Origin of the sequence: Sphingobacterium composti (assembly GCF_009829075.1) — a bacterium.
In the GTDB taxonomy this organism is placed as follows: domain Bacteria; phylum Bacteroidota; class Bacteroidia; order Sphingobacteriales; family Sphingobacteriaceae; genus Sphingobacterium; species Sphingobacterium composti.
The window spans coordinates 25,843-49,320 of the sequence record NZ_WUQZ01000022.1; the positions used below are offsets into that span (position 1 = coordinate 25,843).

The following is a 23,478-nucleotide window of genomic DNA, read 5'->3' on the forward strand; positions in this document are numbered from 1 at the left end:
ATCAATTCTTCATCAACCACAGACTTCTCCTGACGTCGAAGTGACGATTAACAAAAAAGCCACATCATATGACATGGCTTTCTGCAAAAATTAAACTATTTGATTATTTGATATAACTAATCGTGAATTGGTAACGGTACTCTTTACCGAAATATCTATACTTATCCAATGGTGGAGACTGCCAAGAATCTAATCCAGCTAACCCACGTTGGAATAAATCCACATTCAGAATGACATTTTTGGCTGGCAGGACATCCACAAAATGTTGTTGTTTCTTGGTTAAGCCTGCATCCAAATCTTCAATTCTATAATTTGTCGCACTTACGGACAGAGGTTGTGCCCCTTCAATACGAATACCTTTTCCATTATCATCCGTCAATGTCAACCAACGCACATCCGTTTTATTGCCTGTTTCTTGCGGACGATAATAGGCATGAGCTTGGTCTTTGACATCGCCTTTCCAAATACCCATAAAGGTATCAAATTTGCGGTCTACATAATTTTCCCTAGGTCCTCTACCATACCATGTGAAATTGTGGAAACGATTTTGCAACTCGAAGTTTAAACCAAATCGAGGTAATTCTGGCAAATTATCCCCTAATGCTTTATAAGTTGCATCTACTGTCAAACTTCCGTCTTTATTAATCGTATAATGTAATTTAACCTCTGCTTCAACCCCAACTGGTTTTACTGTAAACTTAACGGTATAAGTACCATTCCGTTCATCTATACCATCAAATTGATATTTCTGCGTGTATGAAGCAGCTTCCCATACACGTAATGATTTTTGCGCTTTTTCACCAAAATCATTATCTGTAGGTGCTCTCCAGAAATTAGGTGTTGGAAATTTAGTGATATAATCTTTACCAGGACCATTTACCCATCTAAAGCCATCATTTTTACCAAATTCATAAGTCACACCGTTCGCTACAAAAGTTAGCTTCCAGTCTTCTTCATATTTCTTTACAGGTGCACCATCAGTCTGAACCGCTGCAAAATAACTCCCACCACTCAATGCAAATTCTTCTTTCGCTACTTCAAATCCCGCATCGATAAACTGTGTAGCTTGTTTGGTATAAGAAAATACTTGTAAAAAGTATTCTGCACCCACTTCTTGGTTAATCTTTGGCAAATTTAACTGAACTTCCTGACGTGAATCAACAGCAATATTTACCTCAAAATTACCCGTACCTACTTGTTCTCCATTTTTTAACAACACCCATTTGAAGGTATAATCCTTCGCCTGAATAGGAATAAATTTGAAATCATTAATAACCGTGATTTTACCTGAATTAGGATTTTTTGATTCAAATAAAATATTTTGATACACCTTCTTCACAATATAGGTGTGTGGCAAGTACTGCAAATCTGGTGTAACAATACCATCCATGCAGAAATTACCATCATTTTGCTTATTATAGCCATACAAATCACCACCATAAGCAAAGTATTCACGCCCCTGCTCGTCTTTGGTTTTGAAACCATGATTGTACCATTCCCAAATAAAACCACCTTGCATATTTTTGCTACTGCGAATTAAATCCCAGTAATCTTGGAAATTACCCATACTATTACCCATTGCATGCGCATATTCACACATAATGAATGGTCTTCCTAAGTCCTTTTTAGAGATTGCGACCATTTCATCCCAACTTGGGTACATAGGACAAATAATATCGGTGTTTGGAGCAGAGAAAGCTTGCTCATATTGCACTGGACGAGTTTTATCTCGTTTTTTTGTCCAATCATACATCGTATAATACGCTTTTCCATTACTTGCTTCATTTCCCAAAGACCAAATAATGATAGAAGGATGATTCTTATCGCGCTCCACCAATCGAATCATACGGTCCAAATGAGCCTCTTGCCATTCATCAAAATAAGCAATATTGGATTCGCCTTGTCCTAATCCATGCGATTCTAAATTCGCTTCGTCCACTAAATATAAACCGTATTCGTCACACATTCTATACCACAATGGATTCTGCGGATAATGCGACATACGAACAGCATTAATATTCAATTCTTTCATCAATTGAATATTTCGAATAAATGTCAAAGAGTCCACCACATTGCCTGAATTAGTATCAAATTCGTGTAGATTCACCCCTTTCACTAATATTCTCTTGCCATTCACAAATAGCTGACCATCTTTAATTTCAACTTTTCGGAATCCAATACGATGTGAAGTAGTTTCGATAATATTATTTTTAGCATCACGTAGCGTAATCAGCATATTATACAAGTTTGGTGTTTCAGCAGTCCATTGCAACGGATTTTTGACCACACCACCAAGATTTACTTTTACGGTTTTACTAGCTTCAGCATTTACCTTTTTAATTTGCGTAAAGATTTTCATTCCTTCCTTATCAAAAACACTTACTTCTACCATTTGCGGAATCGCATTTTTGGAATAATTCTGCACATTCACATCTACATTGAACAGCCCATCTTTATATTTACTATCCAAATCAGCCACCGCAAAAAAGTCTTGAATACGTGTCTGCACCGTACTATACAGATATACACTTCGATTGAAGCCTCCCAATCGCCACATATCTTGGTCTTCCATGTAGTATCCATCACTAAACTTATGCACTTGACAAGCCACCATATTGGTTCCTGTACGCACATAATCCGTGATATCAAATTCAGCAGGACTTTTGGAGTTCTCGGTATACCCCACCTTCTTACCGTTTACCCATACATACATCGAATTAGTTCCCGCTTCAAAATGCAAATACACACGTCTGCCATCCCAATTTTTAGGAATTTCGAATTGATGTCTATACGCGCCAGTCGGCGAATCATTGCGGTCTATGAATGGAGGATTAATAGGAATGCCATAACCAATATTCACATACATCGGAATACCATAACCATTAAACTCCCAATTGCCTGGCACAGGCATCAGCGTCCATCCAGACTGTCCTGAAATTTGGTTCGGTGTTCCTTTTTGCCATTTTTGGGTTACATTTTGAGTATAATTTTCTTCTAAATAGAAATCCTTGGGCACATCAGAAATTTTGTCTACCCAATAGAACTGCCAATTTCCATTTAGTGATTTGTAATAAGGAGAAGCTGTAAAGTGATTTTTTAAGGCTTTAGCTTCTGAGTCATATGGTATGGAAGTGCTTCGCGTTTGTTCTTTATTAATCGCGAATACCTTAGGATTTTCCCAATCGGGTATGTCTTGAGCAAAAGCATAGGCAGTACAAAATAATGCTACGCCAGATAATAGTAACCTCATGAATTAGTTTAGTTGATTATCCTTCAAACATAAACAAAATCGTTTGAAATAAAAATATTTAATATTTAAGAAATATTAAATAACAAAATATTTACAAACCACATAATTACCAACAAATAAAAATAACGAGTTAAAATAAATAACCTAATTAATTAGTATATTTAAACAACAATTATCAAATCATGAATAAACAAAATTTACTAGGTCTTATAGTTTTTCTATTTACTAATTGTCATTCTCAAGATTGTCCCAAAAATATTAATCAATTGCCCATGTACGGTAAAATTGAAAAATGCCAAGAACAAATAAATTCTGACATTAAATTCATAAATGAGATTGATAAAAGTTTTAAATCTAGAGTCGAGGCTGCAAAAGAACATACTAAATTAGCTTGGGAATATTTTTATAAACAAGATTATGAAACGTCTATGAAAAGATTCAACCAAGCATGGCTCATTGATTCCACGTATTACGAATCCTATTGGGGATTTGCTAACATAATAGGCATTAAAGGCAATCCCACTGAAGCTTTAACATATTTCGAGTTGGCAAAAAAATATAATCCTTCAAGTGCAAATTTTCACCTTTCAATGGCTTCTGCTCAATCACATATCTATCAGTCTAATAAAGACCAAAAACTATTAGATGATATAATTAAAGAACTAAAAACAGGTTTGGCATTAGACAGTATAAATGGAAAAATATACGAAATGCTCGCAATCAGCTATTTTTATAAAAAAGACATAGTCGAAGCAAAAAAGCACTTACAGAAAGCAGAAAATATTCAAGATTTTTCTGTGAATAATGAATTTAAAAGAATGCTGGAAAGTATAAAATAAGCGACTTTAATAAGTCGCCTTTGTATATTATAAATTGTATATAAAGCTAAATTGTCACTCTTCCTCCTGTAGCGGGAATAGTCGCTCCAGAAATGTACGATGCTGCTTCTGAAGCTAGAAAAACATAAATAGGTGCAATCTCTGCTGGCTGTCCAGGTCTTCCCATAGGTGAATTATCCTTTCCAAAATTTTCATGATCAGGAATTGTACTTGGAATTAGTGGTGTCCATATTGGTCCCGGTGCTACGGCATTTACACGAATCCCAGACTTATCCTCCATAAACATTTGTGCGAGACTTGCTGTGAAATTTTGAATGGCTCCTTTTGTTGCTGCATACGGAAGTAACGAAGGATTTGGGTCATAAGCATTGACTGATGTCGTGTTAATAACCGAACTACCCGGTTTCATATGTGGTTTGGCATATTTCACCAAATAAAACATTGCCCTTATATTCGTATCAAAAGTTTTATTCCACTCTGTCGTGTCAATCTCGTCCAAATTATCATATGTCATTTGGTAGGCAGCATTGTTAATAAGAATATCAATTTTATTATACTTAGCTAGCGTACGTTCCACAATTTTCATACAATGGTTTTCACTGCGTATATCACCACGTATTACAAACCCCTCACTACCGGCTTTCTGAACCCAATCTAATGTATCTTTTGCATCCTCATCTTCGATTTTTTCTTTATAACTAATAATTACTTTCGCTCCTTCTCTAGCCATAGCTATTGCCACTGCCTTGCCAATTCCAGAATCTCCACCCGTGATTATGCATACCTTATCCTGTAGCAATTGCCTACCCACATATGTCCTTTCACCATGATCTGGTACAGGTTCCATAGATGAGGTGACTCCTGGTGCATCTTGTGGTTGTTTAGGAAATGGAGGCTGTGGATATTTTTTTATTGGATTCTCTTCTTTTTTCTTCTTCATAATACATGTTTATTGAACCATCACTTTAAGTTTAACAATTGAGTCTATATTGTGTTCACAAATACTCTATCTAAAATTTTACATGTAAAATCTAAATCAGCCAAATAGTAAAGGTATTTTTGCAGTAAATTAATTTATTACATAATAACCTACATGAAATACGTATTTACGGGTTTAATGACTCTAGTATTTTTCTTTACGCAAGCGCAAGAAAAGAAAAATGATGTAAAGCCCAATTATTCTTTAGCGGCAAAATTTAGCCCTGCAAAATTGAGAAATATAATTTTCTCTACTGAAGTGAAACCAAATTACATCAATTATTCTGACAAGTTTTGGTACGAATATTCGACTTCCTCAGGCAAGAATTGGTACATTGTAGATCCTGCTGCTCGTAGAAAAAGTCCGTTGTTTGAAAATGGAGAGATGGCAGCGAAAGTTACTTCAATCGTCAAAAACCCATTTGATGCACAGCATTTGCCTATTCAAAACTTACGATTCAAAGATGATAGTGACCAAATAATACGTTTTGAAGTACAGAGTACGAAGGACACAGTAAAAAGTAAAGAAGAAATTAAAAAACTAACTAACAAAAGGGATACACTCAAAAAGAAAGTTTTCCATTTCGAATACGATATCGTATCCAAACAATTAAAAGAAATTAGCGATACAACAAAAGAAAAAACTAAACCAAATTGGGCCATTTTCAATCCAGATACAACAAAAGTGTATTTTGCCAAGGATTATAACATCTATTGGATGGATTACAACAACTACTTAAAAGCTGTAAAAGACGAAAAAGATTCGACCATTGTTGAACATCAGGTTACAAAAGATGGCGTACAATATTATGCTTGGGGTGGTGATCAATACAGCACCACTACTGGTGATCGTAAATCCTTATTGGAAGAAAAGACAAAACGTAAACCATTACGCTTAACATGGTCGCCTGATGGAAGACATTTTGTTTTGACACGTAAAGATAATAGAGATTTATCTGCACTTTGGGTGATTCATAACGTTGACAAAAAACGTCCTGAATTGGAAACATATAAATATTTAATGCCAGGTGAAGTGGATTCTACTGAAGCTGAATTATACATTTTTGATAGCACAAACCATCAACCGCGTAAAATTAATATTGCAGCTTTCAAAAACCAAACATTGTCTCTTTGGAATAAAGACTTCAGTAAAGAAAATCTTAAAGGCAAACATTACATTAACTACTGGCTGGGAAATAATCAAGAGTTTTACATCGCACGTTCATCCCGTGATTTGAAAAGAATAGATGTTGTAGCTGTGAATATTGACGGTTCGACACGTGTTTTGGTAGAAGAAAGAATGAATGTATACCAAGATATCGAAAAGCCAAAATTCATTAACGGTGGCAAACAATTTATTCATTGGTCACAGCGTGATGGCTGGGGACATTATTATTTATACGATATCAGTGGTAAATTGGTCCATCAAATTACCAAAGGAGAATTTCATTGCAATAATTTGTCCGCTTATCAAGAATCTACTGGAACTATCTTCTTCCAAGCTAATGGTAAAGAAAAAGATGTAGATCCGTATTACAACTTCTTGTATGCTGTAAATAAAAATGGAGGTGCTATTAAATTACTAACACCTGGAGACTACGATCATCAATTAGAAGGAAATGAATATGGCAATTATTTCATTGATAATTTCTCTCGTGTAAATACAGTACCGCAGTCCAATTTATATTCTTCAACTGGCCAATTGGTTATGAAGCTTGAGGAAGCAGATTTAAGTCAGTTATTTGCTGCAGGATATAAATTTCCAGAGCCTTTCAAAGTAAAAGCGGGTGATGGAATAACAGATATATATGGAGTAATGTACAAACCATATGACTTTGATTCTACGAAAACTTATCCATTAGTACAATATGTATATCCTGGACCACAAACCGAAGCCGTAAACAAAAGTTTCGGTAGAAGCATGGACAGAATTGATCGACTAGCGCAAATGGGATTCATCGTCGTGTCTGTCGGAAACCGTGGTGGTCATCCAGCTCGTTCGAAGTGGTACCATACATATGGTTATGGTAATCTTCGTGATTACGGTTTGGAAGACAAAAAAGTTGCAGCAGAACAATTAGCAAATAGACATTCGTTTATTGACATCAATCGCGTAGGTATCACAGGACACTCTGGTGGTGGTTTTATGTCTACTGCCGCAATGCTGGTATATCCAGACTTCTTCAAAGTAGCTGTCTCTGGCGCTGGTAACCATGAAAACAATATTTATAACCGCTGGTGGTCTGAACGTCATCATGGTGTACAAGAGGTAGTTTCGGATAAAGGTGATACTACTTTTACATACAATATTGCAAAAAACACAGAATTAGCTAAAAATCTGAAAGGAAATTTGTTAATTGCGACAGGTGATGTGGACAACAATGTACATCCTGCAAATTCTATTCGTATGGTGGACGCATTAATCAAAGCCAACAAAAGATTTGATTTCTTATTATTACCTGGACAAGCACATGCTTTTGGTAATATGACAGAATATTTCTTTTGGAAGATGGCTGACTATTTTAGTGAACATCTATTAGGAGATTCTAAAATGAATGAGGTCGACATTACCGAAATTAATAAAGAAAGACCATTGACACGATAGTATTTTTAATGCAACAAAAAAGAATTAATCAAATCACAGAAGCACTATATACCAATAGTGCTTCTGTAATTAAAGAAGGAATTCTTCAGTACGCCACCATTGAACAATTATACGAATTGTCTTTGTATCCTGTAGAAAGAACAGCATTTCGTGCAGCATGGTGCTTGGAGCATGTATTATTAAATGGCGATAAATTAGCTTTAATAAATAAAAAAGATAGCACTTTACAGGTTTATTCTAATTCAAATAATTGGAGTGTATTAAGAAGTATTTCTAAAATAGTAATGGAAACACTTGAAGTTGTTGCTTCATCTATAGACGAAAAAGAAACCGAACTATTATTGAATAAGACATTCGATATATTAGAAAATACCGAATGTCCTATTGCTGTTAGATGTAATTGTTATGATATTCTTTGCTTACTTTCTACAAATGAACTTTGGATTATACCTGAACTCAGACAACGCATTCATTTTGATATTTCCATAAATGAAACACCCGCACTCAAAAGTCGCGCTAAAAGAGTCTTAAAGAAATTAGAACGAATAGCGTAGACCTAAAGAATAAAAATTGTATACGTCATTCTCTGCCTCAACCACTCTTCCGTTGGAGTTATATGGCGTATATCCATCCAATAAATCATTTTGACCAAAATTGAACTGAGCTTTAACAACTAAACTCAAAATATTTGCATTATGATAAGATCTTTGAGTCAGAGGAATTACCGAACCTACATTAAGTGATGGCAATATCAAAGTCCGAGTTCTTGTTTTGAAAATAGGTTGTTGATTCTCATCAAAATCTTCAATAGGACCATAAGTTGATGGATCGTTCACATTTCTATAAATATGATCATAGTTATTTATAAGATAAAAAGATCCTACTCCAACAAAGAAAGATTCCAAGATATCATCAGCTAATTTCCTATGCATATAATTTCGCTTCGCAACCAGTTGGAATGGATGTGCCGTAAGTACTAAACCACCTGCAAAATAACTGTTATGGGATTGTCTTGGTTCTGCATTAGAATTCACTTCTGTTTTCAATGAACCAAACTGTGTCTCAACACCAATATATAGGCCTCGAATAAATTGGTAATCCAACTGAATAGTTCCTGCACCACCAATAGCTGAATTATTATTAATATCACCATACATTTTAGTAATACCATAGCCTGCGGTGACATGAAATGGACTGTATTCACCCAATTTACCTGATGTAGGCGGACAGTACTGTGAAAAAGCAAAAAAGGGCAATAATATCCCTAGAGACATTGCAAAACGTAACTTCATAGATGTAGATATAGTTTCTAAAATAAAGTATTACCTTTATTATAGTTTATTTTTCCTAGGTGTTTGTAGGCACTTTCTGTACACTCCCTTCCCCTAGAGGTTCGCATAATATACCCCTCTTGAATTAAGAAAGGTTCGTATACCTCCTCTATCGTTCCCTCATCCTCACCTACAGCAGTCGCAATTGTCTTTAAACCAACTGGCCCGCCTTTAAATTTATCAATAATTGTTGACAATATACGATTATCCATTTCATCTAGACCATGTTCGTCAACATTTAACGCATTTAATGCATATTTAGCTATAGCTTTATCAATATCACCATTACCTTTGATTTGTGCGAAATCTCGCGTACGACGTAATAATGCATTCGCAATTCGAGGTGTTCCTCGACTACGGCGAGCTATTTCGTAAGCACCTTCTTCGCTAATAGCAGCACCCAAAATACTCGATGATCGTTGTACAATTGATGTTAAAAGTTTCGCATCATAATACTGCAAACGAGCATTTATCCCAAAACGTGCACGTAATGGAGATGTCAATAACCCCGAGCGTGTAGTTGCCCCAACCAATGTAAAAGGATTCAAGGTAATCTGTACCGAACGGGCATTAGGCCCAGTCTCCAGCATGATATCAATTTTGAAATCTTCCATAGCCGAATACAAATACTCCTCAACCACTGGCGAAAGACGATGTATTTCGTCTATAAATAAAATATCTCCTTCTTCAAGATTCGTTAACAATCCTGCCAAATCACCAGGTTTATCCAATACAGGTCCAGAAGTAATTTTTATTCCTACCCCCATTTCATTGGCGATGATGTGCGATAATGTAGTCTTACCTAATCCTGGAGGCCCATGTAATAAAACATGGTCTAAGGCTTCTCCCCTAAGTTTTGCAGCCTGAACGAAAATAGATAAGTTTTCTAGAATTTTGGCTTGACCGGTGAAATCATCAAAAGTCTGCGGACGCAAAACTCTTTCCATCTCCTTGTCGGTTGGATTCAATCTTTCTGGATTTGGATCAAGATTTTCGTTCATTATTTATAACTTTTGAATAAAGATTCTAATTTTAATTGAATTACACCAAAAAAAGCTTCTCTAAATATTTTTGTACTCATTTTGGATTCGCCCAATGTTCTGTCTGTAAAGATGATTGGAACTTCTACGACATTAAAACCATATTGTATAGCCTTAAATTTCATCTCAATCTGAAAAGCGTAACCAACAAACTTTATTTCATCCAATCTAATAGTTTCCAAAACCTTACGATGAAAACAAACAAATCCAGCTGTAGCATCTTGTATATTGATTCTAGTAATCAGACGTACATACACAGAAGCAAAATAAGACATCAGAACGCGACTCATCGGCCAATTGACAACATTCACTCCTTTTATATAGCGTGACCCTATTGTCATATCAGCACCATCAAGAGCTTCTTGTCTCAATCGTATTAAATCTTCTGGATTGTGGCTAAAGTCAGCATCCATCTCAAAAATATACGTATAGTCACGCTTTAAAGACCATTTGAAACCATGAATATACGCTGTTCCTAATCCCAATTTGCCTTTTCTTTCTTCAATAAATAGCTTTCCATCGTATTCTTGCATCAGCTTTTTGACCACATCAGCAGTACCATCAGGAGAACCATCATCAACTACTAAAACATTAAATTCTACATCTAATGAAAAAACTTTTCGAATGATATTCTCAATATTTTCAATTTCATTAAAGGTTGGAATTATTACTATACTATCAGCCACTATATTTCTATTCTATGAAATACAAAAATAACAAAATAAACAACTAACAAAAGTCATTTTTGTTGCTTTGATTGTTCATATTGCAAATAAAAAATGCTCCAATATTGGAGCATTTTTTATTAAATATTATTTAACGCCGTGCATTAATTTTTTGAGTACTGGATGCAGTAATATTACTAAAATACCGGCTACTGTTGGCACTATAGTAAATATCAAGAAAAACGTACTTAAAGAATAGGCTTCAGTTATATTTTCAATCTGTCCTCCTAATAAGGCAGCTAATTTATTACCAATTGCAATCGCCAAATACCACATACCAAACATGAATGCTATCATACGTGCTGGAACTAATTTAGATACATAAGATAATCCTACTGGTGACAAACACAATTCACCTAAAGTATGGAATAAGTATGCTAAAATTAACCAAACCATTGATACTTTAATACCTTCAGCTATACCGTGTGCTCCATATGCCAACAAGCCAAAACCTATTGCCATAATGATTAACCCTAATCCATATTTTACTGCTGCTGGTGGATTAAATTTAGAATCCCAAATTTTAGAAACTGAGGAAGCGAATGTAATAATGAAAAAGGAATTTAAAATTGAGAACCATGAGGGATCAATTTCTGATGATTCTTTTGTGAACTCGTTGTACAACATCCATCCTGCCACGAGCCATACAAAAGCAAATGTAATAGCTAAAACAATATTTGTAGAAGGCGCTTTTTTCCAAGTACCTTTAGCCAATAAATACAAAACATATGAAATCAGAATTAAAGGAACGACTGTCAATAACGTATTAATCGTATTGAAAATAGTTAAAGAAGTTCCTGCTAATGAACGATCAACACTATCTCTTGCAAATATTACCAATGAAGAAGCTCCTTGTTCAAAACTCATCCAAAAGAAGATAGTAAAGAATGCAAAAATGATTACTGCTATCATTCTATCTCTCACCACTTTTTCATATCGAGCTAAGCGTGATATTATCAAACCGATGAAAAGTAATAATCCTGCAATAGTCAACACATACATACCCCTCAATGTATCAAGCCCCAAGAAAGACATATCAACAGCTGGAAGTAAATCTATTTGACCAATTACATATAAAGGAGCATCAAAAGCAAATAATAAACCGACAATAGTCGTAATAACAATCAAGATGTAGTCAAGTGTAGAAAAAGGATTTCTTTTACCATCATCTTCTTTATCAGCAGAATTCGTTACAGCTGATTCAGAAGCTCTTTTAGGCACTTCACCAATTGTACCAAACAAAGGTTTTGCTAACCAAAATTGAAGCGTACCCAATCCCATGAAAACTGCCGCCAAACCAAAACCATAATGCCAACCCAAGTTACTCGCTAAATATCCACAAAGCATCATACCGAAAAATGCACCTGCATTCACACCCATATAGAAAATAGTATAAGCACCATCCTTCTTTTGCGGGAATTTTTTGTACATCTCCGATAAAATTGAAGTCATATTAGGTTTGAAAAAACCAGTACCTATTACAAGCAATCCTAATCCCAAATACAAAGGTATCTGTCCATCAAAGAACATCGCTACGTGTCCCAACGTCATAACGATAGACCCAATCACTACCGCCCATCTGTAACCAATAAATCTATCTGCTATGATACCGCCAAATATTGGAGTAATATAAAGCAACATCGCATAGGTAGAATACAACGCTCCAGCATTTTCAGCTGACCAACCTAATCCTGGATTTCCTCCCGTAATAGCTGCTGTTAGAAACAACACCAATAACACACGCATTCCATAAAATGAAAAACGTTCCCACATCTCGGTAAAAAATAATACAAATAATCCAGATGGATGACCTAGCACCATACTGTCATCTATACCATCCTTTCTGAGCTGTTCTGCAAAATTTTCGTCTGTAATATGACTCATTACTATTTTTTTTATATTTTAATTCAAAAGTACAACTATCAAATTTGATAACGAACAGTAATCTAAAAATAATAACGCCCATTGTTTTAAAACAATGGGCGTTATTATTTAAAAATGAAGTGTATTAATTAATTCCGTGCATTTTCTTTTTAAGCATTGGATTCATAAGCACCAAAATTAACGCTACAGCAATTGGCATGATAGCGATAATTAAGAAGAATGTTGACAACGAATATTCTGCTGAAATTTTATCGATCATACCTCCCATTACACCAGCAATTTTATTTGAAATCGCAGAAGCTAAGAACCAAAAACCAAAGATTAGTCCTAATAATTTTTTCGGAGATAGTTTACTTACGTAGGATAATCCAACTGGAGATAAACACAGTTCGCCCATTGTTTGGAAGAAATACGCCAAAATCAACCACACCATACTAACACGCACAGCTCCCGCTGCAGCGCCAGCAGGGATATCCATAGCTCCGTATGCAACCACAACAAAACTAAATCCAACTAAGAACAATCCTAATGCAAATTTAATAGGACCAGAAGGATTCCACACACGTTCCCATAACTTACTGAATGCAGATGCAAACATTACGATAAAGAAAGCATTTAAAATTTGAAACCACGACACCGTTACTTCTGTTTCTAAAGACGTAAACTCTCTTTGTACTTTCCAAAGTCCTAAAACTGCGATTGAAGCAAAAGATATTAGTGTAAATAAAATTGTTAACGGATAGTCTTTAAAAATTTTCTTAGCTAATGATAACAACACGTAAGTTACAACCACAATAGGAAATATAGTTAATATTGCATCAATCCATTTGAAAGATGTAGCTGCACTACCTTCTAATACACGTTGTGTAAAGTCCTTAGCAAATATACTTAGTGAACCACCTGCTTGTTCGAATGCCAAGAAGAAAAATATACTTGCAATCATCAATACCGCTACCACAAATAATCTATCACGAACTACATTTTTAGGAAGTTCTTCTTCAGTATCATCTTTTTTAGCTGCTGCTAATTCTTCTGCTGTTTTTGGTTTATCCCCAATTACCCCAAATATTTTTTGACCAAAATAGAATTGCAACATACCAAAGAACATGAAGACACCCGCTAAACCAAATCCATAATGCCATCCAATTTTTTCCCCTAAGTAACCACACAATAATGAACCTAAAAAAGCGCCTGCATTGATCCCCATGTAAAAAATGGTATATCCAGCGTCTTTTTTAGAACTTTTGTCAGGATATAGCTGTCCAACCATAGAAGATATATTTGGTTTGAACATACCGTTACCTAATATCATTAACCCAAGACCGATATAAAAGAAATTTTTCTCAAAACCTTCTAAAGCCATAGATGCGTGACCCAATGTCATCAATAAAGCACCAATAAGAATAGCTTTCTTAAATCCAGTTAACTTGTCAGCTATTATCCCCCCTAACACTGGTGTTGCATACACTAAACCTGTATACCAACCATATAAACTCATTGCATCTGCATTTGTCCATCCCCATCCACCTTTAGTAATTTCGGTGATTAAAAATACAGTCAATAAGGCGCGCATACCATAATAACTGAATCGCTCCCACATTTCTGTAAAGAACAATACAAATAATGCGGCAGGATGACCAAACACCTTCTTATTGCTAGCACCCAATTTATCCAAATGCGGTTCTAATAATTCTTCGTTTTGTTGAATCATAATTTTTGATTAAAATGAAAAATTTCACTACTTAACAGCGACAAAGAAAAGATTTTTTTTGAATATATACCTAACCTCTCAAAAAAATTACAGCCTAATCTTCAGCAGACAGAATCTTTATCTGTCACTAATAATTTATATTTTAGTTTTCTAAATTTAATATAGTAATATTTTTCAATAGCTCTAACTTATTATTTTTCAACTTGTAAGCATCATGAGACAAATCTGGCACATTCTGATCTTTCTTTCCGCCATCTAATGGAATTAAATGATCAAATTCAATTCTATTTTCCTGTTTATTAAAGCGTAAAAGCATAGTAGCGTCCTTTGCATAAGAAAAAATCTTGCGCACTATAGTAGAATCATCATCGAAAATACCTTGACCTAATTTCACATTACCACTAGAGTCTAAACTTAATACTTCAATTACTTTTTGGCTAACAGAAGCATTATGCCCTTTCCATCCCAATAACAAATACTGATTAGGTTTTAAAGCAATTATATCATAATACTGTGCTCCATACCAATTTTTAGAATCAACAATGTTCTTATTTACATCAGAAATTTCAAATGTTTTATCAAGTAATGGTAGAAGTTTGAGTGTACCCGATTTGAATTGAATACTGCCGTAGAACAAAAAAGATCCATCTTGCAATGGAATATTCCAAGAAAAAACACGAAAACTATCATCGGGACTTCTTACAGCCGATATCATATTCAACTGCTCAAAATTGAAAAAATACGAATTTGTTTCCTTTAGAGCTGAAACTAATGTTTTAACGAATAAAAAATTGCTTTCTAACCGTTCCACATCTGATTTATGTGCATAGATTGCTTTACCTAAATTAGTTAAGCTGTCTTGCCATATTTGCATCTTTTGAAGGTTTTGTCCTGAGGACACCTTCGTTAAGACCAGAAGAAAAACAATAAGAAAGCAATTCTTCAGCATACTCGCCTATTTATATCTTTCTAATAATTTTTTAGTAGCGATAATACCATCTATTTCGCTTAATTCAGAGCCTTCGTACTCGATACCTACGAAACCTTTATATTTAGCGTCTTTAACAATTTTCATCATTCTGTCGTAATCTATATTACGCTCGTTTCCATTCGCATCAAATACATTGGCTTTAGCACTTACACCTTTGGCATATGGCATCAAATCGATAACACCTTGATAACGATCATATTCATAGAAATTACCAAAATCAGGTAAAGAACCACAGTTTTTCTTACCAACAGATTTTAATACCCCAGCTAACCAATCACCATGTGATGAAATACCTCCATGATTCTCAACAATTACATTGATTTTGGCTTTTTTTCCATAATCAGCTAAGGTAGATAAGCTTTCTACGACGCGCTTAGCTACTTCTTCTTTTGAGCCTTTACCAGCTGCATTGACACGAATAGAAGTACAACCTAGAAAATTCGCAGCATCAATCCATTTATAATGATTTTCTACAGCTTGCAATCTTTTTGAATTATCTTCATCACCTAAATTTCCTTCACCATCGACCATGATTAACACATTCTTAACACCACTTGATTTTGCACGATTTTTCAAATCCTTCAAGTAAGTCATATCCTGCGCTTTATCCTTAAAGAATTGATTGACATATTCAACGCCGTAAATACCAAATTTCTCAGCAGTAAATTGAGGAAAATCAATATTTTTCAAATCACCCTTAAACAAAGTTTTGTGTAATGACCATTGTGCTAACGAAATCTCAAACCAAGGTTTCTTTGCTGCAAGTAAGTCTAATGACGGAGCGACAGTCACTCCTGCAGCAACCAACCCCAAGTTTCTTAGAAATTCTCTTCTAGTATTCATGTTTATAAAGTATTAGTGTTTATATCTTTGTTAAATATTTGCCCAACCTGATGTCAGCACATCGACCAAATGCATCGTTTTTATGGGAATATGGTGTTTGTCTATGTAACCTTGAATTTGCAATAAGCACGATGAATCCGTAGAAATAATATAATCCGCATTGACCGCTTGCGCATTTAAGACTTTTTGTTCTGCCATGGCACTCGATATACCTTCAAATTTCACCGCAAACGAACCTCCAAATCCACAACAGCTCTCTTGGTCTTTCATTTCTACAATATCAAGTCCACCGACTTGCGAAAGCAATTTGCGCGGTTCATCCTTTATTTTGCATTCGCGAAGAGCAGAACATGAATCATGATATACTGCCGTACCAACCAATTCCGCACCGAAATATTCTTTTTTCAACACATTAACTAAAAAATCTGATATCTCAAATATGTTGCGTTGTAGGCTTCGGCATGTATTATGCTCTATTGAATTTGTAAACAAATCATCATAGCCACCTTTTACCATACCTACACATGATGCTGATGGTGATACAATGTAATTTTCGGTCGAGAAATCTTTCAAAAATTTAGTTCCAACTTCCTTGGCATCATCCCAAAAACCTGCATTGTACGCAGGCTGTCCACAACATGTTTGTTCTGTATTATAAACCACTTCACATCCTGCTCTCTCCAGTAATTTTACGGTATTAAAAGCTGTTTCCGGATACAATTGATCTATAAAACAAGGGATAAACAATTCCACCTTTCTACGCATTGACACTTGTTTTAAGAGTTGAATTAAATTTTAGCACCCTCAATAATAGTAAAAATCCTAAAATAAAGAAAATCGAGAGCGATAAAGCGGAGTATCTGATATTGTGCGTTAGTTGCTCAATCAAACCAAAACAAACCAATCCTACCACGATCCCCAACTTCTCTGTAATATCATAAAAACTGAAAAATGCAGTCGTGTCTTCTAGATTTTCAGGAAGCATTTTGGAATAAGTTGAGCGAGACAGTGACTGTATCCCTCCCATCAATAAACCAACCATCACAGCCAATCCATAAAATTGAGTCGCACTACTCAAATAATAGGCAGAAACACAAATACTTGCCCATAATAATGTAACCAAAAGCAACACTACAATATTACCCCAATATTTAGCTAATCTAGACATAATAAATGCACCAATAATAGCAACCAATTGAATCAAAATAATCGTTATAATCAACGATTGCTGCTCTAAATCCAACTCCTTTTGCCCAAACATTGTCGCCACCACCATAATGGTTTGGACACCTACAGAATTGAAAAAATATGCTGGCAAAAATCTTTTAATACCTTGATTTGCTCTTACTTGCTGTAATACACTTCTAAACTCGGCGTTTACTCTTTGGAAAAGAGTAACACCTTTTGCAGCCATTGAAGTCGAATTATTAGGTAATGCTCTAAATGGAATCATCGAAAATCCTAACCACCAAAGTCCTACCAACAAAAATGATAATCGAGCAGGAAATGATGCGTCTGTAATTCCAAACCATTCTGGTTTTAATACAAATACAAAACAAATGACTTGTATGGTCACACAGCCAACATATCCATAGGCAAAACCTTTGGCACTGACAGCATCTTGTTTATCTGGTGTCGCGATTATCGGTAGGTATGAATTATTGACTGCAACGCCGCCTATGTATCCCATTGCCGCCAATGTGAAGCAAATTATGCCTAATTCTAAGGTATCTAATTTGAAGAAAAACAATCCCATACAAGCTATAGAACCTATATAGGTAAAAAGTTTCATAACCTGAAGCTTCCTACCATTGGCATCTGCATATGAAGATAAAAAAGGAAGTGCTAATACCATTACCAAATACGCAAAAGCCAAAGCATAATTTGACAAAACCGTATTAATTACCTCAAAACCAAAGAAATTCACATAATCACTTCCACCATCACTTGACGAGGTAATCGTGATGTAGTAAATCGGAAAGATGGTTGATGTGATTACAAGATTGTAAGCAGAATTTGCCCAATCAAACATTGCCCATGAACGGATTAACTTTTTATCGTTCTTTTGAAATTCCTCCATATTAACCGGAAATAGCTACTCTTTTTAATAATTCTGACGAATAAACGTCATAATGCGAACCATTTCTCTTCGAATATACGATGTTGGAACTGCATAATTATTATTCAAAAATGAAAAAGCATATTTTCTACCTGTTCGCGTCTCTATATAGCCCGATTGACAATGCACAGAATTAATCGTCCCTGTCTTTGCCCAAATAAATGGAACACCTTGGTCTAACGAATACGCGGATTTTAATGTGCCATCCACTCCCCCTGCCGGAAAAAATAAATAACGTTGACTATCATCTGGAACTAAATCTTTGATAGCTAACAATAAATCAACCATATTGCGTGGCGTAATCTTATTATAAGTTGATAAACCACTCCCATCACGCAAAAATATAGTATCCTGAAAATTATCGTAATAGTTCTTTTGCATATGATTGCGTAACGAATCGGTATAAAATCCATTAAAGACTTTATCAGAAATCAACATCGTTAAATGTTCTGCCAAGAAATTGTCACTAGGCAACATCATTTCACGCAAAACCACATTTCTACTCGTCGAATATACGGTCTTCAAATCATGTGGTCTTTCGTAATTTGCAAGCATACCAACCTCTCTTTTCAGCGTATCTTGAAGCAATTGCACAACTAAACTATCAGACCAAATAAAAGGCTTATTTGTACTGTAATTTTTAGGAACATTGAGATTAGTCATCTCGAATTGATTACTATTCAATTTTCTAGATACCCAGAAGCTTCTATGCATACGCTCACGAATACCAATTTGCTTATCAAAAAAACTTGGTGTTGCTACCAGCCCACGACCTTGAGCACGAATATTTACGATATTCCCATAAATAGGAAAAGGAGCAATTTCAGGTTGATAATATTCTTGATAATCTTCTATTGACCAACCATTTCTATAAACTGGCTCACTCGCTTCTTGAATCACATAAAACAACTTTTTTTCACTATACTTCAAGAAATCATAAACCTTGCGTGTATCCAATTTAGGATGCAAAAATGTCGGGTCTCCTGTACCCCAAAATATAAGCGAATCTCCTCTTTCGACATAATGAACACCGGCAATAGAGTCTCCCAAATGCTTCAAAGAACTGAACAACGTATAAGTCTTTGTATTAGACGCAGGAGTAAAATGCTGATTTTCCTTCTTTCCAAATACGACTTTATTACTATCCAAATCGTACAAGCAAAAACCAAAATGATGACGAGGTAATATTGTAGACTTTGAAAATTCAGCCTCTAACAAATTAAAATCCTGCGCTTGTGTCAATTGAGCTGTCTGAAACAATAAAATAACAATACTTAGAAATAGGTTTTTCATAAGCGAAAAATAATGATAATTAACCAGGGATAAATGCGATAAATATTAATGAAACAGTTTTGTTACTTATTACGATGAATCTCAAATAACCTACCAACATCAATTAAATTTAGTAGTGAAGTAATGGGTAAACTTATCGTATCATTTAAATATGGTCTATCAAACAAATCATCAATTGCTTTCACATTATCCGCCGTATATTCATTTATAATTACATCTACTTTCCCTTCATTTACACTTACCACTTTATACAACGTATATTGCCTTTTACCTTCTTTAATTTCATAAACATCACCTATTAAAGGATTCTTAATAAGATCTACCTTTCGTGATTTGTTATATAAAACAAATGCAATACAACAGAAAACAAGTATAATTAACACAAATATCCATGAAAATGTCCATAATGGCGTCTTTACATTTTTAATAGAATTTTGATAACTTGTCAAAGTATTATTATCTAATTGCTCAACTGTGAGGTTATTATAACAATTACCAAAACTTATTTCAAAACGTTTTCCAATCGGTACTATTGAAAGAGATTTGTACTGCAGGTACTTTTGATGAATCTTAACGACTAATGAATTTTCACTTTGACATTTTGAACATGCTCCCTCGATTTTTATATGCTGTATATTTTTTGATGCAATTCCCATAAAGGTTCCTTGAATTTCTAAGTCTCAATTTACAAAAAAAGGTCGCAAAAACTGCGACCTATATTAATATTTTAAACTTAAGATTAAGATTAATCCATTGGCTTAGTCAAAAAGTCAGGGTCTTGTGAAGCTGTTTCATCAAATTCACCCTCCCATTTCGACACTACTACTGTAGCCAAACAGTTTCCAATTACATTCACAGATGTTCTAGCCATATCCATTAACTCATCAATACCCAATATTGCCGCGATGACGAATGTTGGCAGACCGAATTGGTCAGCTGTCGCAATTAATACAATTAACGAAGCACGAGGCACAGCAGCTACACCTTTGGAGGTAATCATCAGCGTAAAAGCAATCATCAATTGTTGACCAATGCTCAAATCAATTCCAGCCGCTTGCGCTACGAATATAGAAGCTAATGAAAGATACAATGACGTACCATCCAGATTAAAACTATATCCAGTAGGAATAACGAAAGAAACAACTTTTCGTGGCACACCAAAACGTTCCATATTTTCCATAGCCTTTGGCAATGCCGCATCCGAACTCGTCGTCGCAAAAGCAATCGATACAGGTTCTTTTATAGCTTCAATAAACTTCTTAAGAGGAACTTTCAAATATAAAGCAATAGGCAATAAAATTAAAAACAAGAAAGCTAACAGCGCGATATACAAACTCATTAAGAGCATAAAGAGATTTTTCAATATATCCACCCCCAAATGACCAACTGTATACGCCATCGCCGCTCCTACACCAATTGGTGCAAAAAGCATGACTAGATTGGTAAATTTGAACATAGCTTCAGAAAGACTTTCCGTGAAGTCAACCAATGGTTTACGTTTCTTTTCCTCTACCATTGCTAAACCTATACCAAACAAAACACCAAAAATTACTATTTGTAACACTTTGTTTTCATATACAGATTTTACGATATTTTCTGGAAATGTATCACGCACGAAAGCATTGAATTTGTACACCCAATGTACATTTTCACTAATATGAGTCAATGCTTTTTCGTCTGCAGCTGAGACAGCCGATGTAGTTGGAAGCTCTTCGTGAGGCATATTCGCCACATCAATACCCACTCCCGCTTCGGTAATGTTGATTACAGCAAGACCGATAAATATCGCACATGTTGTGGCACAGAAAAAGTACAACATAGACTTCCAAGCCATACGTCCTACGGACTTTAAATCTGAATGTCCTGCAATCCCAAATACTAATGTCGCGAATAAGATTGGTCCAACGATAGTTTTTACCAACTTGATAAATCCTTGACTTAATGGTTGCATAGAAATCGCCAAATTTGGAAAATCCAATCCGACAAAAACTCCAAGAACTAAACAAGTCAATATCCAAGTTGTAAGATTTCTTCTGACTAAAGCATTAAGTGTTAATACTGCAGCAGTAACCCATCTAACCGCCATCATTACTTCAGGCGCAACATTTACAATATTAAATTCGTACAGTAAGGTAATAATAATGGCAATGGTTATCGTAATCAGCATTACATAACCCACGTTCTTTTTTGACATGGAGTAAAATTTTAAATACTAAACAAAAATAGAAAAATACCTAAGGAACACAAACAGAAAAGGCACGATAAATAATCGTGCCTTTCATAAAAAAACAATATCTAACTGCTATTCAGCGTGTAACCAAGCTTTCTTAGCTAATAATTCTTCTTCAGATTCTACTACCTCTTCGTCCTCTACACAACAGTCTACTGGACATACAGCAGCACATTGAGGTTCATCATGAAAACCAACACACTCTGTACATTTGTCAGAAACAATATAATACACTTCATCAGAAACAGCGTCTTGTGATGCAGAAGCATCAATAGTAACACCATCACCAAAGTCTATCACACCTTCTAAAGACGTTCCATCCGAGAATTTCCAAGGAACACCAGCATCATATATCGCATTATTTGGACATTCTGGCTCGCAAGCCCCGCAATTAATGCATTCGTCTGTAATTTTTATCGCCATTTATAACCTCACAATTATAATAAATAAACTAATTTTGTAATGTCAAAAGTAAAAATCGATTTCCAACTTTCATAATAAAAGTATACAAATCTAGTAGGCTTTCTACTTATTTGACAAAACAAAGATAAAGCAAAAAATTATCAGAATTATTCTAAATAACATATTTTGACAAAGAACGATAGAATTAAGGCATTTGCGAAGCTAGGAGAATGGATGCTTCAACTCGACCAAGACACCATTTGGCACATCGAAAGTATACAAAATCGTAACCCTTGGTACACGAAAGAAAATATATTGAAACAATTTCAAGCCTTAGGACAAAATCTAACAATTGAAAAGCTTGAAAACTGGACGGCTCCTTATAACGTAACAAATACTTCAAAAGTTGTTGGTTTAGTTTTAGCTGGAAATATTCCATTGGTCGGTTTTCATGATGTTTTATCTACATTGATTTTAGGTTATACAGCACAAATCAAACTTTCTTCGGATGATGCTGGCTTAAGTACGCTTGTTTTGAATAAGCTTATAGAAATAGAGCCACAGTTTCAACAACAAATCCAAATTGTAGAGCGATTAGCGAATTTTGATTTGGTTATCGCAACAGGTTCTAATAATACAGCTCGTTATTTTGAATATTATTTTGGCAAAAAACCACATATTATCCGCAAAAACAGAAATTCTATCGCTGTTTTGACAGGCAATGAATCAGCTGAACAACTATCGAATTTAGGAGATGATATCTTTGACTACTTTGGCTTGGGTTGTCGTTCGGTCTCCAAATTATTTATTCCTAAAGAATATCCAATAGCAACATTTTTTGAAGCGATTGAAAAATACAGCGAAATAAAAGACCATTACAAATACAATAACAATTACGATTATAATAAGTCTATTTACCTTGTCAATGGGGACAAACATTATGACAATGGCTTCTTATTGTTGAAACAAGATGAAAACATTGCGTCGCCTTTGGCAGTTATTTTCTACCAAGAATACACGGACTTATCCGAAGTTGAAACTTATATCAACGAGAGAAAAGAAAACATACAATGTGTGACATCAATGGCAAATCTTAACATAGACACTCCCCTATTTTCATTAGGCGGTAGTCAATGTCCAGCCTTAGATGATTATGCAGATGGCATTAATACATTGCAATTTTTGACGGACAACCAATAATATTGAAATAATAACGTTTGGTTGATAAGCAATTGGT

19 protein-coding genes are annotated in these 23,478 nt (G+C 34.9%); 4 read left to right on the top strand and 15 right to left on the bottom strand.

Going from position 1 to position 23,478, the window contains the following annotated elements; genetic code table 11:
- Positions 1-103: 103 nt before the first annotated feature.
- Entirely contained in the window at positions 104-3,250 is a 3,147-nt protein-coding gene (locus GOQ17_RS13175) for a glycoside hydrolase family 2 TIM barrel-domain containing protein (RefSeq protein ID WP_159638064.1), read from the bottom strand.
- Between the two features lie 182 nt (positions 3,251-3,432).
- Here GOQ17_RS13175 and GOQ17_RS13180 point away from each other — a divergent pair, with 182 nt between their 5' ends.
- Positions 3,433-4,089 carry a tetratricopeptide repeat protein gene (locus GOQ17_RS13180; RefSeq protein WP_159638066.1) on the top strand — a complete coding sequence of 219 codons (657 nt, stop codon included), beginning with the start codon at positions 3,433-3,435 and terminating at the stop codon, positions 4,087-4,089.
- A 46-nt stretch (positions 4,090-4,135) separates the two neighbouring features.
- Here GOQ17_RS13180 and GOQ17_RS13185 read toward each other — a convergent pair whose 3' ends face one another.
- The gene (locus GOQ17_RS13185; protein WP_159638068.1) at positions 4,136-5,029 is read right to left on the bottom strand and encodes an SDR family oxidoreductase; all 894 of its coding nucleotides are present in this window, start codon (positions 5,027-5,029) and stop codon (positions 4,136-4,138) included.
- Positions 5,030-5,182: 153 nt separating this feature from the next.
- Here GOQ17_RS13185 and GOQ17_RS13190 point away from each other — a divergent pair, with 153 nt between their 5' ends.
- Together GOQ17_RS13190 and GOQ17_RS13195 are read left to right on the top strand one after the other, a co-directional pair.
- Positions 5,183-7,672, top strand: a complete 2,490-nt coding sequence (locus GOQ17_RS13190; protein WP_159638070.1) for a S9 family peptidase — start codon at positions 5,183-5,185, stop codon at positions 7,670-7,672.
- An 8-nt stretch (positions 7,673-7,680) separates the two neighbouring features.
- On the top strand, positions 7,681-8,226 hold the full coding sequence (locus GOQ17_RS13195; RefSeq protein WP_159638072.1) for a hypothetical protein: 546 nt from the start codon (positions 7,681-7,683) through the stop codon (positions 8,224-8,226).
- Here the strand turns inward: GOQ17_RS13195 and GOQ17_RS13200 are convergent.
- The 13 genes from GOQ17_RS13200 to GOQ17_RS13260 all read right to left on the bottom strand — a co-directional run bounded on the left by GOQ17_RS13200 (position 8,209) and on the right by GOQ17_RS13260 (position 22,262).
- Positions 8,209-8,964, bottom strand: coding sequence for a hypothetical protein (locus GOQ17_RS13200; RefSeq protein ID WP_159638074.1), 756 nt, complete (start codon positions 8,962-8,964; stop codon positions 8,209-8,211). The genes GOQ17_RS13195 and GOQ17_RS13200 overlap by 18 nt on opposite strands.
- A gap of 17 nt (positions 8,965-8,981) precedes the next feature.
- The gene (ruvB, locus tag GOQ17_RS13205) at positions 8,982-10,004 is read right to left on the bottom strand and encodes a Holliday junction branch migration DNA helicase RuvB (RefSeq protein ID WP_159638075.1); all 1,023 of its coding nucleotides are present in this window, start codon (positions 10,002-10,004) and stop codon (positions 8,982-8,984) included.
- Positions 10,004-10,729 carry a polyprenol monophosphomannose synthase gene (locus GOQ17_RS13210; protein WP_159638077.1) on the bottom strand — a complete coding sequence of 242 codons (726 nt, stop codon included), beginning with the start codon at positions 10,727-10,729 and terminating at the stop codon, positions 10,004-10,006. Before GOQ17_RS13210 ends, ruvB begins: the two co-directional genes overlap by 1 nt.
- A 126-nt stretch (positions 10,730-10,855) precedes the next feature.
- Positions 10,856-12,652 (bottom strand): peptide MFS transporter, encoded by a 1,797-nt coding sequence (locus tag GOQ17_RS13215; RefSeq protein WP_159638079.1) that lies wholly within the window; start codon positions 12,650-12,652, stop codon positions 10,856-10,858.
- Between the two features lie 124 nt (positions 12,653-12,776).
- Entirely contained in the window at positions 12,777-14,363 is a 1,587-nt protein-coding gene (locus GOQ17_RS13220) for a peptide MFS transporter (protein ID WP_159638081.1), read from the bottom strand.
- Positions 14,364-14,505: 142 nt separating this feature from the next.
- Positions 14,506-15,237, bottom strand: coding sequence for a hypothetical protein (locus GOQ17_RS13225; RefSeq protein ID WP_159638083.1), 732 nt, complete (start codon positions 15,235-15,237; stop codon positions 14,506-14,508).
- Between the two features lie 81 nt (positions 15,238-15,318).
- Positions 15,319-16,197, bottom strand: coding sequence for a sugar phosphate isomerase/epimerase family protein (locus GOQ17_RS13230; protein ID WP_159638085.1), 879 nt, complete (start codon positions 16,195-16,197; stop codon positions 15,319-15,321).
- A 30-nt stretch (positions 16,198-16,227) separates the two neighbouring features.
- Positions 16,228-16,962, bottom strand: a complete 735-nt coding sequence (locus tag GOQ17_RS13235; protein ID WP_159638087.1) for a (Fe-S)-binding protein — start codon at positions 16,960-16,962, stop codon at positions 16,228-16,230.
- The gene (locus tag GOQ17_RS13240; RefSeq protein WP_159638089.1) at positions 16,955-18,277 is read right to left on the bottom strand and encodes an MFS transporter; all 1,323 of its coding nucleotides are present in this window, start codon (positions 18,275-18,277) and stop codon (positions 16,955-16,957) included. Before GOQ17_RS13240 ends, GOQ17_RS13235 begins: the two co-directional genes overlap by 8 nt.
- 24 nt (positions 18,278-18,301) lie before the next feature.
- Positions 18,302-19,609, bottom strand: coding sequence for a D-alanyl-D-alanine carboxypeptidase (locus GOQ17_RS13245; RefSeq protein WP_159638091.1), 1,308 nt, complete (start codon positions 19,607-19,609; stop codon positions 18,302-18,304).
- A 62-nt stretch (positions 19,610-19,671) separates the two neighbouring features.
- Positions 19,672-20,265 (bottom strand): hypothetical protein, encoded by a 594-nt coding sequence (locus GOQ17_RS13250; RefSeq protein WP_159638093.1) that lies wholly within the window; start codon positions 20,263-20,265, stop codon positions 19,672-19,674.
- Between the two features lie 89 nt (positions 20,266-20,354).
- Positions 20,355-21,803, bottom strand: coding sequence for a dicarboxylate/amino acid:cation symporter (locus GOQ17_RS13255; RefSeq protein ID WP_159638095.1), 1,449 nt, complete (start codon positions 21,801-21,803; stop codon positions 20,355-20,357).
- Positions 21,804-21,911: 108 nt separating this feature from the next.
- Positions 21,912-22,262, bottom strand: a complete 351-nt coding sequence (locus GOQ17_RS13260) for a 4Fe-4S binding protein (RefSeq protein WP_159638097.1) — start codon at positions 22,260-22,262, stop codon at positions 21,912-21,914.
- Positions 22,263-22,427: 165 nt separating this feature from the next.
- On the opposite strand from GOQ17_RS13260, the gene GOQ17_RS13265 reads away from it, so the two are divergent.
- Positions 22,428-23,441: an acyl-CoA reductase gene (locus tag GOQ17_RS13265; RefSeq protein WP_159638099.1), complete on the top strand. Its 1,014-nt coding sequence runs from the start codon at positions 22,428-22,430 to the stop codon at positions 23,439-23,441.
- Positions 23,442-23,478: the final 37 nt, after the last annotated feature.

Coding starts and splice junctions, on each gene's coding strand:
- GOQ17_RS13175 (WP_159638064.1), bottom strand. CDS start 3,250: ATGAGGTTACTATTATCTGGCGTAGCATTATTTTGTACTGCCTATGCT.
- GOQ17_RS13225 (WP_159638083.1), bottom strand. CDS start 15,237: ATGCAAATATGGCAAGACAGCTTAACTAATTTAGGTAAAGCAATCTAT.
- GOQ17_RS13190 (WP_159638070.1), top strand. CDS start 5,183: ATGAAATACGTATTTACGGGTTTAATGACTCTAGTATTTTTCTTTACG.
- GOQ17_RS13230 (WP_159638085.1), bottom strand. CDS start 16,197: ATGAATACTAGAAGAGAATTTCTAAGAAACTTGGGGTTGGTTGCTGCA.
- GOQ17_RS13250 (WP_159638093.1), bottom strand. CDS start 20,265: ATGGGAATTGCATCAAAAAATATACAGCATATAAAAATCGAGGGAGCA.
- GOQ17_RS13255 (WP_159638095.1), bottom strand. CDS start 21,803: ATGTCAAAAAAGAACGTGGGTTATGTAATGCTGATTACGATAACCATT.
- GOQ17_RS13185 (WP_159638068.1), bottom strand. CDS start 5,029: ATGAAGAAGAAAAAAGAAGAGAATCCAATAAAAAAATATCCACAGCCT.
- GOQ17_RS13200 (WP_159638074.1), bottom strand. CDS start 8,964: ATGAAGTTACGTTTTGCAATGTCTCTAGGGATATTATTGCCCTTTTTT.
- GOQ17_RS13260 (WP_159638097.1), bottom strand. CDS start 22,262: ATGGCGATAAAAATTACAGACGAATGCATTAATTGCGGGGCTTGCGAG.
- GOQ17_RS13235 (WP_159638087.1), bottom strand. CDS start 16,962: ATGCGTAGAAAGGTGGAATTGTTTATCCCTTGTTTTATAGATCAATTG.
- GOQ17_RS13240 (WP_159638089.1), bottom strand. CDS start 18,277: ATGGAGGAATTTCAAAAGAACGATAAAAAGTTAATCCGTTCATGGGCA.
- GOQ17_RS13245 (WP_159638091.1), bottom strand. CDS start 19,609: ATGAAAAACCTATTTCTAAGTATTGTTATTTTATTGTTTCAGACAGCT.
- GOQ17_RS13195 (WP_159638072.1), top strand. CDS start 7,681: ATGCAACAAAAAAGAATTAATCAAATCACAGAAGCACTATATACCAAT.
- ruvB (WP_159638075.1), bottom strand. CDS start 10,004: ATGAACGAAAATCTTGATCCAAATCCAGAAAGATTGAATCCAACCGAC.
- GOQ17_RS13180 (WP_159638066.1), top strand. CDS start 3,433: ATGAATAAACAAAATTTACTAGGTCTTATAGTTTTTCTATTTACTAAT.
- GOQ17_RS13220 (WP_159638081.1), bottom strand. CDS start 14,363: ATGATTCAACAAAACGAAGAATTATTAGAACCGCATTTGGATAAATTG.
- GOQ17_RS13215 (WP_159638079.1), bottom strand. CDS start 12,652: ATGAGTCATATTACAGACGAAAATTTTGCAGAACAGCTCAGAAAGGAT.